Genomic DNA, 14,799 nt, shown 5'->3' with positions numbered 1-14,799 from the left:
AGGCAAAGGCGCAAGGATGCGTAGCTTGGCGCAAGCGCGACAATCGGGCCGTAGGCGCGGTCTGAAGGATGCCTGCAATTTGTGGGAGAGGACTTACCAAAACGTCGCCTCAACACTGGGCGCTGCACCGGTCATCCCGTTTGCGCATCAAATCCAGCTTGACCTCCCCCCGTTTCTCATGGGCATGCAGCGCATAAAATTGGTGAATTTTAATTGGAGGGCAGCCGTTTACCTTCAACCCAAGCTCGAGACGCCCGCATGGAGCTCGAACTCAAGGCGCCGCGCAATTTGCCCAAGCGTTGCTGGGCGGCGTTGCGCGTGGCGCTGGCGTTTGATCCGGGGCAGCGCCGCATAACTGCGGCGCAGTTGCGTGACGCCTTGGGTGCTGAGGCGTCCTGGTGGTGAATCGGTTGCGAGCAATGATCATGAACGTGCCGGCCATGCCTCTTGTGGCCGGCAAGCCCTGTGCATTCCCTTAGCTTCAGTTCTGCTGGAAGCTCCACTCCTCAGCCCGAACCAGTCGGCAGAACGGCCCTTCAAGCGTTGCATTGTGATGAGCAACGATGTCCTTGGCTTTCATCACTGGCGTGTCTGAACAGGTATGGCCTTCGGCGATAAGTACCGCGTCGAAGCCAAGATCACGAGCCGCACGGCAGGTGCTGTCGACGCAGTATTGAGTTTTCATGCCAGTGATCACCACGCCGGTAGCCCCGCGAGACCGTAAATTGTCCGCCAGGTCGGTCATTTCGAAGGCGTTGGGCCGCCGTTTTTCGAATACCACCTCTTCACCCAGAAGCTTCAGTTCCTGCGCAACCATCGTCAACGGGCTGCCTGGTCCGATTGGAGATCCCTCGGGCCCGATGTGGCGCGCGAGAAAAATCGGAGCGCCAGCGCTGCGTGCCTTGTCCATCAGGGTATTCACTATTGCCAACAACTCTTCGCAGCGCCATGGTTTTTCCGGGCCGTGAACAAGCCCGACTTGGATATCGAGTATCAACAGGGCGTACATGGGTGCATCTCCTTGCGTTTGAGCCAGCGACACAAGGGCGTAAAAAAAGGCCCTGTCCATCGCTGGCGGGCCTTTGAAGTTCGTCTGCTATTGGCTCACGACACCTCGCACGCTCCGCTTTCAGCGGTCGTGGTGGTGGTAGTCGAGGTGAGGCAATAATGGGTCATAGCTCGACACTAGCACACAAAGCCCTAAAAAAACGGCGCTTCCCCACTCTAGGAGAAGCGCCATCTTTATTAAGTGAACAGCATTGCGCCGGATGGCGGGGTTGCTTATCAGGCCGTTGCAGGCCGCAGCGAGTAGGTCTTGAGCTGGTCCGCGAAGTCGCGCAGGGACTGGATGCCGCTGGCCTCGGCTTCGTGAATCCATTCCTTGATGGCCGCGAGCATGTCGTGGCCGTTGCTGCTGGTCTTGGCCCAGATTTGCTGCAAGGCCAAGCGTTTTTCGTAGATCACCTTCAACGCCTGACTGTGTTCCAACATGCTCTGGATGCGCGCGTGGTGGCGCTCATCCAGCAGGCTGGTTTCCCGCGATAACAGGCGTTTGGCACGGTGGAATTGGTGGCGGACCGAGTGATCGACTTTTTCCAGTTCCTGCTTGACCAGCGGCGCGATGACCAGCCGGCGGTACTGGGCCATGATCTGGAAACGGTTGTTGAGGATCGCCATGGCGGTGTCCATGTCCAGATGCCCCTTGCCCTCGACACGGTGGGCGATCGGCGCGACGCGCTGGACCTTGGCCAGGCGCAGGAAACTGAATACCTGGATCCAGGCCCAGCCCAGGTCGAACTCCCATTTGCGTACCGACAGCTTGGCCGAATTGGGGTAGGTATGGTGATTGTTGTGCAGTTCTTCGCCACCGATCAGGATGCCCCAGGGCACCAGGTTGGTCGCCGCGTCGCGGCATTCGAAGTTGCGGTAGCCCACGGCATGCCCCAGGCCATTGACCACGCCGGCGGCCCAGACCGGAATCCACATCATCTGGATGGCCCAGATGGTGATGCCGATAGTGCCGAACAGCAGCAGGTCGATGACGCCCATGATCGCCACGCCCAGTATCGGGAAGCGGCTGTAAAGGTTGCGCTCGATCCAGTCATCAGGGCAGTTCTTGCCATAGATGCGCAGGGTTTCGGGGTTTTCCGCTTCGGCGCGATAGAGTTCGGCGCCTTTGCGCAGCACGGTGGACAGGCCTTTGATCACCGGGCTGTGGGGATCATCGACGGTTTCGCATTTGGCGTGGTGCTTACGGTGGATAGCGGTCCACTCGCGGGTGTTCTGCGCCGTGGTCAACCACAGCCAGAAGCGGAAGAAATGTTTAAGGCCGGCGTTGAGCTCCAGGGAGCGATGAGCCGAATAACGGTGCAGATAGACCGTGACGCCAATGATCGTGACATGGGTCATCAGCAGGGTGACTGCCACCAGTGACCAGGGCGACAAGCCAAGAAAACCTTCGTACCACATAGGCTATAGGGCCCTCGATAAAGATAGAAACAGCCGTTGCATTATCACCTGCCGTACAGATAAAACCAGTCGGCCTTTCAGATAACAGTGGCAGGATGTTTCTTACTCTATAATTCCCGCCTCTTTGTGGGGACATGGATGACCTGATGACCATTTATCACCGTAGCGCCATGCGTGGAGCACTGCTTTATCTCGTGCTGTCGGTCGTCTGGCTGCAGCTGGTTGGTTATTTACTGAGCAGCTTTTTCGATCAATCCGCCGATCAGCTTCGCTGGCAGTTGATCAACGGGTATGCCTGGGTCCTGGTCAGCGCCGGCTTGGTTTTCCTGGCGGGTGTGCGGATATCCCGGCTTTTCGGAAAAGGCGAACACCGTGCCGACGGCGAACGTTTGCGCCAGGCCGCCGCCGTCTTCGATTGCACGCGCGAAGGGGTGTTGGTGACGGACCCGAACGGCCTGATCGTGCACGTCAATCGTGCCTTCATGGCGATTACAGGGTATGCCCGGGAGGAGGTGCTGGGCCGGCGGCCCAACCTGTTCAAATCTGGCCGTCACGGGGCGGATTTCTACCAGGAGATGTTTGCGTCCCTGGGCAGCCTTGGCGAGTGGAGCGGCGAGATCTGGAACCGGCGAAAAAGCGGTGAGATCTATCCGCAATGGCAGACGATCCGCGTCATTCGCGACGATAACGGTCAGGTGAGCCATTACGTCGCGGTGTTTTCGGACATCAGTGCCATCAAGGATTCGGAGCACGAACTGGCGTACCTGGCCCACCACGATCCGCTGACCGGTCTGCCCAATCGCCTGCTGTTTTCCGATCGCGCCGAGCAGGCCCTGGCGTCGTCGCAGTTGCACAAACGCGGCTGCGCCTTGTTGCTGGTGGACCTGGACCACTTCAAGAACATCAACGACAGCCTGGGGCATCACGTTGGCGATCAATTGCTCAAGAGCGTGGCCGAGCGATTCCGGGGGCTGTTTGCGCCGGGCGTGACCTTGGCCCGGCTGGGGGGCGACGAGTTTGCGGTGCTGGTGGAAAATTGCTCGCAGCCGGGGCAGGCGGCGATTCTGGCTCAGCGCATTATCGATGCCCTCAAAGAGCCGGTGTGTCTCGAAAACCAGCTCTTGTTCATCAATGCCAGTGTGGGCATCAGCCTGTTTCCCGGGGATGCCCTCAGCGCGGGGCAACTGCTGCGCAATGCAGATTCCGCGCTGTTCAAGGCTAAAAGTGCCGGGCGCGATGGCTACGCCTTGTATACCGAAGAACTCACCGCTCATGCCCAACAACGGGTCGAGATCGCTTTCGAACTGCGACGCGCGCTCCAGCAGCAGGAGCTGCGGGTTCATTACCAGCCGGTACACGATCTGGCGACCAGCCGCTTGATCGGTGTCGAGGCTTTGGTGCGCTGGGAACATCCCGAGCGCGGGCTGGTTTCGCCGGCCGAGTTCATTCCCATCGCCGAGCGCACCGGGCTGATAGCCCAAATCGATGCCTGGGTCATGGAGCAGGCCTGTCGACAGATGCGTCAATGGCAGGAGGCCGGGGTGGCGTTATCGTTTGTCGCGGTCAACGTTTCCAGTCGGCTGTTCGCCCGTCGCGAGTTGTACGAGCAGGTTGCGCGGGTACTGCACGTTTCAGGCCTGGACCCGGCCTGTCTGGAACTGGAAGTGACCGAAAGCGCGGTGATGGACGATCCGGAAGTGGCCCTGGAGCAAATGCACCGTCTGCGGGAATTGGGGGTGCGACTGGCTATCGATGATTTCGGTACCGGTTATTCGTCGCTGCTGCGACTCAAACGCCTGCCCGTCCAGAAGCTCAAGATTGATCAGGGCTTTGTTGCCGGGTTGCCGTGGGATGAAGACGACGCAGCGATTGTCCAGGTCATCATCGCCCTGGCCCGCAGCATGGGCATGCAAGTGCAAGCCGAAGGCATCGAGCAGCGCGAGCAGGCCGCGTTCCTGCTGAAACACGCCTGTGGGATGGGGCAGGGCTACTGGTTCGGGCGTCCTGTTGCCGCGCAGCAGCTGGATTGGGCGCACGCGCCCGCCATCAATTAATAGCCTTTGCACATCGGCAACTTGTGTTTTTGGTTATATAAAAATTCTTAAATAGTCTTTTTAAGAATATCTAAGCCTCTCTAGTATCGCTCCTACGCCACAAACGGTGCCGCCCACTTCCAGGCATTCAAGGAGCAATAGCATGAGCGCATCTCTACGCAGCGTTGACGGTCAGGACGAAGCAACCCTGTTGCGCGAGATCCTGAATGCCTTGCGGGACCTTCGTTTTGGCGCGGTGGAAATCACCGTGCACAACGCGCAAGTCGTCCAGATCGAGCGCAAGGAAAAATTCCGGTTGCAGCAGCCGAGCCACAAACCGGGTTGAAGACCAACACTTCACAGCCATAAAAAACCGGAATTCCAGGAGTTTTCACCATGCCGTCCATTCGCCGTTATGCCTTGGCTGTATTGGCCAGTGCTGTTTTTGCAGGGTCCGCCTTTGCCAAGGATTACGAGTTGCTCAACGTGTCCTACGACCCTACCCGCGAGCTGTATCAGGATTACAACGCCGAATTCGTCAGTTTCTGGAGCAAAGCACACCCGGATGACACCGTGAAGATCCAACAGTCCCACGGCGGCTCGGGCAAGCAAGGCCGGGCGGTGATCGATGGTCTGCGGGCCGACGTGGTGACCCTGGCCCTGGCCGGCGACATCGATGAAATCGCCAGGCTGGGCAGGTCCTTGCCAGTGGACTGGCAAAAGCGTCTTCCCGAAGCGAGCACGCCGTACACCTCGACCATCGTGTTCCTGGTGCGCAAGGGCAATCCCAAGGGCATCAAAGACTGGGGCGACCTGATCAAGGAGGACGTGTCGGTCATCACGCCGAACCCGAAGACTTCCGGTGGCGCTCGCTGGAACTTCCTCGCGGCCTGGGCCTATGGCCTCAAGGCTAACGGTGGTGACGAAGCCAAGGCCAAGCAATACGTGCAAGCGCTGTTCAAGCACGTGCCGATCCTCGACACCGGCGCCCGGGGTTCGACCATTACCTTCGTCAACAACGGTCAGGGCGACGTACTGCTGGCCTGGGAAAACGAAGCTTTCCTGGCATTGAAGGAAGACGGTGGCGCGGACAAGTTCGACATCGTCGTGCCGTCGTTGTCGATCCTCGCCGAACCACCGGTGGCAGTGGTGGACAAGAACGCCGGGAAAAAGGGCAACGCCGAGATCGCCGAAGCCTACCTCAAACACTTGTACAGCCCGGCTGGACAAGAGATCGCGGCGAAAAACTTTTATCGCCCGCGGGACAAAGACGTTGCCGCCAAGTATTCCCGGCAGTTCCCTGAGCTGGAATTGGTGACCATCGACAAGGACTTCGGCGGCTGGAAAACCGCCCAGCCGAAGTTCTTCAACGATGGCGGCGTGTTCGATCAGATTTATCAGGCGCAGTGAGCTGATAGAGCCTCATCCATGTGGGAGCGGGCTTGCTCGCGAAGGCGGCTGGACAGTCAGTGTTGATGTTGCCTGACACACCGCTTTCGCGAGCAAGCCCGCTCCCACAGGTTGCGCACCCTGCGAGTTTTCACCCAAGGACTTTTATGTCGCGTCGCATCTCACCGGTCATACCCGGCTTCGGGCTGACGCTGGGCTACACCCTGGTGTACCTCAGTCTGATTGTGCTCATACCGCTGGCGGCAATGTTCGTGCATGCCGCCCAGCTCACCTGGGAGCAGTTCTGGGCAATCATCTCGGCGCCACGAGTGCTGGCGGCCTTGAAGCTCAGCTTCGGCACTGCTCTGTGCGCGGCGATCATCAACGGCGTGATCGGTACGCTGCTGGCCTGGGTGCTGGTGCGCTACACCTTTCCCGGTCGCAAGATCATCGATGCAATGATCGATCTGCCATTCGCCCTGCCTACGGCCGTGGCCGGCATCGCGCTGACGGCGTTGTATGCACCGACAGGTCTGGTGGGCCAGTTTGCCACCGACCTGGGTTTCAAGATCGCCTACACCCCGCTGGGCATTACCCTGGCGCTGACCTTCGTAACGCTGCCGTTCGTGGTGCGCACGATGCAACCGGTGTTGGCCGATATTCCCCGTGAAGTCGAAGAAGCCGCCGCCTGTCTCGGCGCCAAACCATGGCAAGTGGTTCGTCACATCCTGGTGCCGGCGTTGCTGCCGGCCTGGCTGACCGGCTTCGCCCTGGCGTTTGCCCGTGGTGTGGGTGAGTACGGTTCGGTGATTTTCATCGCTGGCAACATGCCGATGAAAACCGAGATCCTGCCACTGCTGATCATGGTCAAGCTCGACCAATACGACTACACCGGCGCCACCTCCATCGGCGTGCTGATGCTGGTGGTTTCCTTCCTCCTGTTGCTGCTGATCAACCTGCTGCAGCGGCGCATCGAAACCCCATAAGGAGGCACGGACATGTCCCAGACGTCTATTTACGCGACCTCCACCAACGCCGCTCGCCGTGGCAGTGCAGCTTCGCGGCGAGTCCTGCTCGGCCTTGGCTGGCTGATTTTTGCGCTGTTTCTGCTGCTGCCGCTGTTCATCGTGGTCTCCCAGGGACTGAAGCTGGGTCTGGGGGCGTTCTTCGCCGCAATCTTCGAACCCGATGCCTTGTCGGCGCTCAAGCTCACGGTGATCGCGGTGCTGATCTCGGTGCCGCTGAACCTGGTGTTCGGTGTCAGCGCCGCATGGTGCGTGAGCAAATATTCATTTCGTGGCAAAAGCTTGCTGGTGACCCTGATCGACCTGCCGTTCTCGGTTTCGCCGGTGATCGCAGGCCTGGTGTACGTGCTGATGTTCGGCGCCCAGGGGCTGTTCGGGCCGTGGCTTTCGGATCACGACATCCAGATTGTGTTTGCGCTACCAGGCATCGTACTGGCGACAATATTTGTCACCGTGCCTTTCGTGGCCCGCGAGCTGATCCCGCTGATGCAGGAGCAGGGCACCCAGGAAGAGGAAGCCGCGCGCCTGCTGGGCGCCAACGGCTGGCAAATGTTCTGGCATGTCACCGTGCCGAACATCAAGTGGGGCCTGATCTATGGCGTGGTGCTGTGTACGGCCCGGGCCATGGGCGAGTTCGGCGCGGTGTCGGTGGTGTCCGGGCACATTCGCGGGGTCACCAACACCCTGCCGTTGCACGTCGAGATCCTCTACAACGAATACAACCACGTGGCCGCGTTCGCCGTGGCGAGCCTGTTGCTGATCCTGGCGCTCTTGATCCTGCTGCTCAAGCAGTGGAGCGAAAACCGTATCAACCGTCTGCGCAACAGCAGCGCGGAGGAATAAGTCATGTCGATTGAAGCCCGTAACGTCAGCAAGAATTTCAACACCTTCAAGGCCCTGGACAACATCAACCTGGACATCCAGAGCGGTGAGCTGGTGGCGCTGCTCGGCCCGTCGGGGTGCGGCAAGACCACGCTGCTGCGGATCATCGCCGGCCTTGAAACCCCGGACCAAGGCAACATCGTGTTCCATGGCGAGGACGTGTCTGGCCACGATGTGCGCGATCGCAACGTGGGTTTCGTGTTCCAGCACTACGCCTTGTTCCGCCACATGACCGTGTTCGACAACGTCGCCTTCGGCTTGCGCATGAAGCCCAGGAACCAACGCCCGAACGAAAGCCAGATCGCAACCAAGGTCCACGAATTGTTGGGCATGGTGCAACTGGACTGGCTTGCCGACCGCTATCCCGAACAGCTTTCCGGCGGCCAGCGCCAGCGCATTGCCCTGGCCCGGGCACTGGCGGTGGAGCCCAAGGTGTTGCTGCTGGACGAACCCTTCGGCGCCCTCGACGCCAAGGTTCGCAAGGAACTGCGGCGCTGGCTGGCGCGGTTGCACGAGGACATCAACCTGACTTCGGTGTTCGTGACTCACGACCAGGAAGAAGCCATGGAAGTCGCCGATCGGATCGTGGTGATGAACAAGGGTGTGATCGAGCAGATTGGCTCGCCGGGCGATGTCTACGAAAACCCCGCCAGCGACTTTGTGTATCACTTCCTCGGCGACTCGAACCGCCTGCACTTGGGTGAGGATCGGCATGTGCTGTTCCGCCCCCACGAAGTCTCGCTGTCGCGTTCGGAGTTGGAGGAGCACCACGCCGCCGAAGTGCGCGACATCCGCCCGCTGGGCGCCACCACCCGGGTGACCCTGAAGGTGGAAGGCCAGAGCGATCTGATCGAAGCTGAAGTGGTGAAGGACCACGACAGCCTGGTGGGCCTGGCGAAGGGCGAGACGCTGTTCTTCAAGCCGAAGGTCTGGCAGAAAGTCTCGAACCTTTAAGATCAAAAGCATCGCGAGCAGGCTCGCTCCCACAGTGGAATGGGCTTGACCACAAGTCTTTGGGTCACCCAAAAAACCTGTGGGAGCGGGCTTGCTCGCGAAGGCGTAGTCACATTCACCCTCGATGCAATCTGACCCGCCGCTTTCGCGAGCAAGCCCGCTCCCACAAGTGGAGCGGTGTCGGCCACAACATCTGCGGCCCAGCCCCCAGTCTCCTGTGGGAGCGAGCCTGCTCGCGATGGCGGTCCCGCTGACGCGCCGATCAGAATCTGAATAACCCCGCCCAACCTTGCTTCGATTGGTTCTACACCAATACCTTTTCCCATCTAAATCCCTACCTAGACTCTGACTTGCCAGGAGGCAAGTGAGAGTTCATGACGGACCGGTGTTATCTCCTGGCGCCCTGATGCCAAGGAGATAAAGCATGAGAATGGAAGTCAGTCGGCATGGCCCGTTTGGCTGTGCCTTGCTAAGCGTTTTATTGAGCCCATCCGTCAGCGCCACCCCCACGTTGTCACCGCAGATACCCTTCGATGTCACGGTTGCCGAGGAACATCCCACTCTGGCCAGCCTTCAGCGCGATTTCGATGACCTGTCATGGCAGACGTTCATTGCCTTGAACTGGCCGGCGCTGGACAACGGCAATCCAAATACCGGCACTCCCATCGGCAAACAGGATGGGGCGACGGTGTGGGAAAGCTGGAAAGAGAGCTACCAGATCTTCCGGGCCAAGGGTCAGGCGCCGTTGGCCTGGGACGCGCCGGCGACGCTGCCCGAAGCGTGCAAGTCGCTCAAACCCGGTCGCCTGTTGCAGCAGATGGGCAAGGTGCCCGATGTGCTGGATGAGTTTATCCAACCCTTCGAGAGTGGCCCGTTGGTGGATCAGAACGGTGCCTATACGCGCAACGAAATCGTGGTCAACCGATCGATGTTCGATTCAATTGTCGACAATGGTCTGTACAGCATCGAAGGCCAGCAGCAGTTTTTTGCCGAAAACCCGACCAACACCGTGGCTTTCAGTTGCGGCTCGGCCAAGACACAGGACGTCGGTGCGCTGATGGTGAAAGCGTCGTGGAAAGTGCTGGGCGCCAATGATCGCCCGCAGGATTTTCACACCGTCGATGCGCTGGTCTATACACCGGGAAACAGTGACCCGAGCAAAGGACCCATTGTCGGGGAGTCGTGCAAGTCCGAACCGGTGGGATTGGTGGGGCTGCACATCGTTCACAAGACCGACAGCGCAGCGCAATGGGTCTGGTCGACTTTTGAACATGTGAAGAACGTACCCGAAAAGACCACGCCCCCGGCCCAACGAATGGGACCTTATCTGTTCTACAACACTGCCAGCCAAAGCGACATCAACCAGCCGCCGCCCCGGCCATGGAATCCGGCGGTCAAGGCGACACCCTCGCAGATCGTGCGTGAGATACCGCTGACCGAGGCCACCAAAACCCTGAACGCCACCTATCAGGCCCTGTTGCGCACAGTCAATCCGCAGAGCGTCTGGGCGAACTATCAACTGATCAGTACCCAGTGGCCGTCGGCACCACAGCCCAACTGTCAGATATCAGCCGCCAACCCGCTAGGCAATCCCGCTCCGTTGTTCCTGGCCAACGCCACGCTGGAAACCTACATCCAGGGCACCGTACCCCAAGGGTCTTCCAGTTGCATGGCGTGTCATGGCAATGCGGCGACCCATGTCACCGAATCCCCGCGCACCAGCTTCGCGGATTTCACCTATTTGCTCGAACGCGCGCAGTCCACGACTGGACAAGGAGTCAAGCATGAGCAGTGATCTGGAGAATTTCGTAGGCCTTTCATCGGTCCTGACTGGCATTTCCACTGAGCGATTGGCGCCGGAGATCGACCAGGTGGGTTTGCCACCGCTGTTTCTTGAATTCATCACGCCAAGAGTCACGCCTGATGTGCTCAGTACATTGCTGACTCAATACGCCAACCTGGCGGGGGACAATCAATCCCCGGATCAGATCGCCCAAGCGGTGTTGATGGACGGAACGCTACCGGCCGACACGCAGACCGCCAAGGCCGCGCGTTCGATCATGAAGCTGTGGTTGCTGGGCGTCTGGTACCAGCCCTATGACGCGGCGAGTTTCAAAAAGGATGAGCAGACGGTGGTGTCCGACCAGGCTTATATCAATGGATGGGCCTGGAAAGCCGCCCAGGCTCATCCCATGGGCTACAGCGAGATGTTCTTCGGCTACTGGAACACGACGCCGCCCAGCCTTGAGGATTACACCGGGGTACCCGCCAACACGCAGCAAGGAGCTTCGTCATGAGTACCGAACAAGCAGAGGTGGTCATCGTTGGTGCGGGGTTGGCCGGCAGCATCATCGCTTATCAGTTGGGCATGGCTGGCGTGGATGTGCTGGTGCTCGAATCGGGCCCGGAGATTCCGGCCAATCGTACGCAGTATCTGGAGCGCTTCTACACCGCGACCCTGAAAACCCCGGAATCACCCTATCCTCCGGTATCGACCCTGGATACACCGCGTGATCCGACCAAGGAAAATGCCCCGCGGGCAACCATCGCCGATCTGATCCTGGGTTGGGACAAACCGGCGATCAGTTACCTGGTGCAGAAAGGTCCGTTGCCCTTCAACAGCACCTATGAACGGGTGGGCGGCGGGACGACCTGGCATTGGGTGGGGACGTGCCTGCGCATGGTACCGAACGATTTTCGCCTGAAGAGCAAATACGGCGTCGGGGTGGACTGGCCGATCGGCTACGACGATCTGCAAAGTGCCTATTGCCGGGCCGAGGCGGAAATCGGTGTGTCGGCCAATGTCGCCGACCAGGCTTATCTGGGCATGACCTTTCCCGAGGGCTATTCATTCCCGATGCACAGCATCCCGCTGTCGCTGGTCGACGGCAGTTTTGTCACGGCGGTGACAGGGCAGTCTTTCGATGGCTTGCCATTGGTCGTCAGCCCGACGCCGGCTGGGCGTAACTCCCAACCTTACGCCGGGCGCCGGGTGTGTGCCGGCAATACCAACTGCACACCGATCTGCCCGATTCAGGCCAAGTACGACGCCACGGTGACCATGAACAAGGCCCTGGCCACCGGCAAGGTCCGGGTCATGTATCGGACCGTAGCCAGCAAAGTGACCGTGGGCTCGGACAAGAACATCAACGGTGTCGAATTCATTCAATATCAGCTTGGCGAGGGACCGAAGACGGGAAACGGCGTGGCCATCGGACAGCGATACGTGATCGCGGCCCATGCCATCGAAACCCCTAAATTGTTGCTCAACTCCAAGACCCCGGACTGGCCCAAAGGTGTGGCCAACAGCAGCGGGCAGGTGGGACGCAGTCTGTCCGACCATCCGATTTACCTGGCGTGGGGGCTGATGCCAGAAGGCAAGACGGTTTTCCCCTATCGTGGCCCGGTGTCCACGGCGGGCATCGAGAGCCTGCGCGACGGTGCTTTCCGCAGCCAGCGAGCGGCATGGCGCATCGAAATCGGCAATGAGGGCTGGAACTGGCCGGTTGGCGATCCTTACGTCACCGTGGCTGATTTTATCGACGGGACGAACACAAGCCGCACCAACCCATTGCCAGCGAAAGAGACACCGGCGCCGCCCACTGAGGCGCTTTACGGCACGGCACTGATCAAAAAACTCAACGAGCTGTTCATCCGCCAGTTTCGGATCGGCTTCCTGGTGGAACAGGTGGAAGACCATCCCGACCAGGCCAATAGCTACATCGTGCCCTCGACGGATAACTACAAGGACGGGCTTGGCATTCTTCGGCCGGAAATCCACTACGACCTGTCCGATTACACCAAGGAAGGTTTCAGGCAGGCGAAGATACTGGCGAGCCACATCATCAAGGACCTGCTCGGCGCCGTGGAACTGACAGCCCCCATTGGCAAAGGAACCTTCAACTACAAAGGCGAAGATTACAGCTTCCAGGGCGCCGGACATCTGATGGGGACCTATCGCATGGGCGATGATCCAGCCAAGTCGGTGGTGGACAAATACCAGCGCAGTTGGGACCACAAGAACCTGTTCCTGGTGGGTGATGGCGTGTTCCCCAGCACGGGCACCTCGAACCCCAGCCTGACGATTGCGGCGCTGTCGTTCCAGGCCGGGGACACCGTGGCCAACGACCTGAAGGCAGTGACCATGCAGGTCCAATCCAACATCGCCTGGCAGGGCACTGGAGTGCAGATCAACGGGTTGGTACCGCGCGTGGTTCGCTACGTCAGTGGGCTATGGTGCGCGAGTCCGCAGGGGGGCAATGTCGACGGAAAGGGCGGGTCGAGGCACATCGACTACAGCAGCTATGCCTTGCCCGGAGCCGCCGAAGGCGCCTTGATCGGTCGTGTGGGCGATGGTGGCAAGCCGTTCCTGGTGGGTGATCTGGCGCAGGTTCCGGGCGACCAGCAGGGGGAACTGCAACTGTGCATCAACGATGACCTGACCGGGCAATATGGGGCTGGCTTGAAAGATAACACCGGCGCGCTGACGATACGGGTCGAGTTTGGTGCGCTGTAACTTGAGGGGTAGGGCCTGACTCTTGTGGGAGCAAGGCTGGCCCGCGATGGCATCGCCTCGGTCTAGCAGCTACACCGAGGTGTTTGCATCGCGGGCAAGCCTTGCTCCCACAGAGTCTGGCGTTGCATTGTTTTTCAGACGGCCGAGCGCTGGTTGCGCAATATCACGGGCCCGGCGCGCTCTTCAATGGCCCGCTTCAGTTCGCCACGAAGCCCCAGCAGGAAACCCGCCTCCACCACCACGAACAGCGGTCCGACAATCAACCCGGTGAGGTCATCGACGAACGCCGGTTTACGGCCTTCGTAATAGTGGCCGACGAACTGGATCACCCAGCCCACCACGAACATCCCCAAGCCACTGCCCAGCCATACCCAGGTGCTTTGCGCGGCGAGCACCTGGCCCAGCCATAGCGCCAGTGCCAGCAGTACCGTCATCAGCACCCCCAAGCGCAACTCAAGGCGAAGATAGAACCAGGCACTGGCTACCGCTACCAGCAGCGCCGGCGACACCAGGAGCGCGCCCACCGGCCAACCCGGCCGTGACAACAGCACAGCTACGGCGACGAAAATCAGCGGAATACCGATGAAGTGCGTGGCGATGTTACGTGGATCGCGGTGGTAGGCGGCGTATTGACTGAGATGATCAACGAGGCTTTTCATTGTTGTTCCTCCTGAGGTGATGCCTGCATGATGCCCAGGTTCCACGAGGCGTTCTGTCAGTTAGCCGACACTTGTCCCGGAGTTTCCATGAATACGCATCCCTGGCACTCGCACCTGTTGGCCGGTCACTGGTACAGCCACTTGCCCGCTGAGTTACAGAATAGTCTGTTGGCAATGTCGCGGGTGCGCCGCCTGGTGCCGGGGCACCGGCTGTTCCAGCGCGGTGACCCGCCCTGCGGGATGTACGCCGTATTGGAGGGCGCGGTACGGATCGGCGCAGTGAACGAACAGGGCAAGGAAGCGCTGCTCAGCGTGGTGGAAGCGCCCCACTGGTTTGGTGAAATCTGCCTGTTCGATGGCCAGCCGCGCACCCATGACGCGGTGGGCGTGGGCCAGTGCATCTTGTTGCACTTGCCTCAGGCGTCGTTGATGGCGTTTCTGGAAGAACATCCGGTCTATTGGCGAGATATTGCGCGGCTGATGAGCCACAAACTGCGCCTGACCTTCATCAATCTCGAACACCTGAGCCTGATGCCCGCCCCGGTACGTGTTGCCCATCGCCTGCTGATGATCGCCGAAGGCTACGGCGAAATCGAACCGGCGCGACGGGTCTTGCAACTGCCCCAGGAGCAACTGGCGCTGATGCTCTCACTGTCGCGCCAGACCACCAACCAGATCCTCAAGGACTTGCAGAGCCAGGGCATTGTGCACCTGGGTTATGGCGAGATCGAAATTCTGGATATCGAGCGGTTGCGGGCGTTGACCACAACCTGAGTCCGGCCCAGCATCTGTGGGCGCGGGCTTGCTCGCCAAAGCGATGGGCCCGTTGGCTGTGATGTTGACTGTGCTGCCGTCTTCGCGAGCAAGCCCGC

13 protein-coding genes and 1 pseudogene are annotated in these 14,799 nt (G+C 60.0%); 11 read left to right on the top strand and 3 right to left on the bottom strand.

Translation table 11 applies throughout. The annotated features are described in order from the left end of the window. Positions 1-225 precede the first annotated feature (225 nt). Positions 226-405: pseudogene (locus HU811_RS09740) on the top strand (serine/threonine protein kinase); the annotation flags it as partial. Between the two features lie 76 nt (positions 406-481). On the opposite strand, the gene HU811_RS09735 reads toward HU811_RS09740, so the two are convergent. Then, the gene (locus HU811_RS09735; RefSeq protein ID WP_186655514.1) at positions 482-1,009 is read right to left on the bottom strand and encodes an isochorismatase family protein; all 528 of its coding nucleotides are present in this window, start codon (positions 1,007-1,009) and stop codon (positions 482-484) included. A 275-nt stretch (positions 1,010-1,284) separates the two neighbouring features. Beyond that, positions 1,285-2,469 (bottom strand): delta-9 fatty acid desaturase DesA, encoded by a 1,185-nt coding sequence (gene desA / locus HU811_RS09730; protein WP_092399407.1) that lies wholly within the window; start codon positions 2,467-2,469, stop codon positions 1,285-1,287. Between the two features lie 146 nt (positions 2,470-2,615). On the opposite strand from desA, the gene dibA reads away from it, so the two are divergent. From dibA to HU811_RS09685, 9 genes are all read left to right on the top strand, one after another. After that, complete coding sequence (dibA, locus tag HU811_RS09725) at positions 2,616-4,523, top strand: phosphodiesterase DibA (protein ID WP_186655511.1); 1,908 nt, start codon at positions 2,616-2,618, stop codon at positions 4,521-4,523. A gap of 142 nt (positions 4,524-4,665) precedes the next feature. After that, positions 4,666-4,848, top strand: a complete 183-nt coding sequence (gene oscA, locus HU811_RS09720) for a sulfur starvation response protein OscA (protein WP_047230313.1) — start codon at positions 4,666-4,668, stop codon at positions 4,846-4,848. Between the two features lie 50 nt (positions 4,849-4,898). Beyond that, a complete protein-coding gene (locus HU811_RS09715) occupies positions 4,899-5,912 on the top strand; it encodes a sulfate ABC transporter substrate-binding protein (RefSeq protein ID WP_092457669.1) in 1,014 nt (337 codons plus the stop codon). 146 nt (positions 5,913-6,058) lie between these two features. Next, positions 6,059-6,877, top strand: coding sequence for a sulfate ABC transporter permease subunit CysT (gene cysT, locus HU811_RS09710; protein ID WP_186655508.1), 819 nt, complete (start codon positions 6,059-6,061; stop codon positions 6,875-6,877). Between the two features lie 12 nt (positions 6,878-6,889). Next, on the top strand, positions 6,890-7,759 hold the full coding sequence (gene cysW, locus HU811_RS09705) for a sulfate ABC transporter permease subunit CysW (RefSeq protein WP_186655506.1): 870 nt from the start codon (positions 6,890-6,892) through the stop codon (positions 7,757-7,759). A gap of 3 nt (positions 7,760-7,762) precedes the next feature. Beyond that, positions 7,763-8,752 carry a sulfate/molybdate ABC transporter ATP-binding protein gene (locus HU811_RS09700; RefSeq protein ID WP_092399397.1) on the top strand — a complete coding sequence of 330 codons (990 nt, stop codon included), beginning with the start codon at positions 7,763-7,765 and terminating at the stop codon, positions 8,750-8,752. A gap of 424 nt (positions 8,753-9,176) precedes the next feature. Next, entirely contained in the window at positions 9,177-10,547 is a 1,371-nt protein-coding gene (locus HU811_RS09695; protein ID WP_186655504.1) for a cytochrome C, read from the top strand. Further along, on the top strand, positions 10,537-11,049 hold the full coding sequence (locus HU811_RS09690; protein ID WP_186655502.1) for a sorbitol dehydrogenase: 513 nt from the start codon (positions 10,537-10,539) through the stop codon (positions 11,047-11,049). The genes HU811_RS09695 and HU811_RS09690 overlap by 11 nt, the downstream gene beginning before the upstream one ends. After that, positions 11,046-13,268, top strand: a complete 2,223-nt coding sequence (locus HU811_RS09685; RefSeq protein ID WP_186655500.1) for a GMC oxidoreductase — start codon at positions 11,046-11,048, stop codon at positions 13,266-13,268. The genes HU811_RS09690 and HU811_RS09685 overlap by 4 nt, the downstream gene beginning before the upstream one ends. A 134-nt stretch (positions 13,269-13,402) precedes the next feature. On the opposite strand, the gene HU811_RS09680 is transcribed toward HU811_RS09685, so the two are convergent. After that, positions 13,403-13,927 (bottom strand): Mpo1 family 2-hydroxy fatty acid dioxygenase, encoded by a 525-nt coding sequence (locus HU811_RS09680; RefSeq protein WP_186655498.1) that lies wholly within the window; start codon positions 13,925-13,927, stop codon positions 13,403-13,405. An 87-nt stretch (positions 13,928-14,014) separates the two neighbouring features. Between HU811_RS09680 and HU811_RS09675 the strand changes: the two genes are divergently transcribed. Further along, positions 14,015-14,701 (top strand): Crp/Fnr family transcriptional regulator, encoded by a 687-nt coding sequence (locus HU811_RS09675; RefSeq protein ID WP_186655497.1) that lies wholly within the window; start codon positions 14,015-14,017, stop codon positions 14,699-14,701. Positions 14,702-14,799: the final 98 nt, after the last annotated feature.

It is taken from the genome of Pseudomonas tehranensis, assembly GCF_014268615.1.
In the GTDB taxonomy this organism is placed as follows: domain Bacteria; phylum Pseudomonadota; class Gammaproteobacteria; order Pseudomonadales; family Pseudomonadaceae; genus Aquipseudomonas; species Aquipseudomonas tehranensis.
The sequence above is the reverse complement of the archived record's forward strand: the minus strand, read 5'-3'. Positions and strand labels throughout refer to the sequence as shown.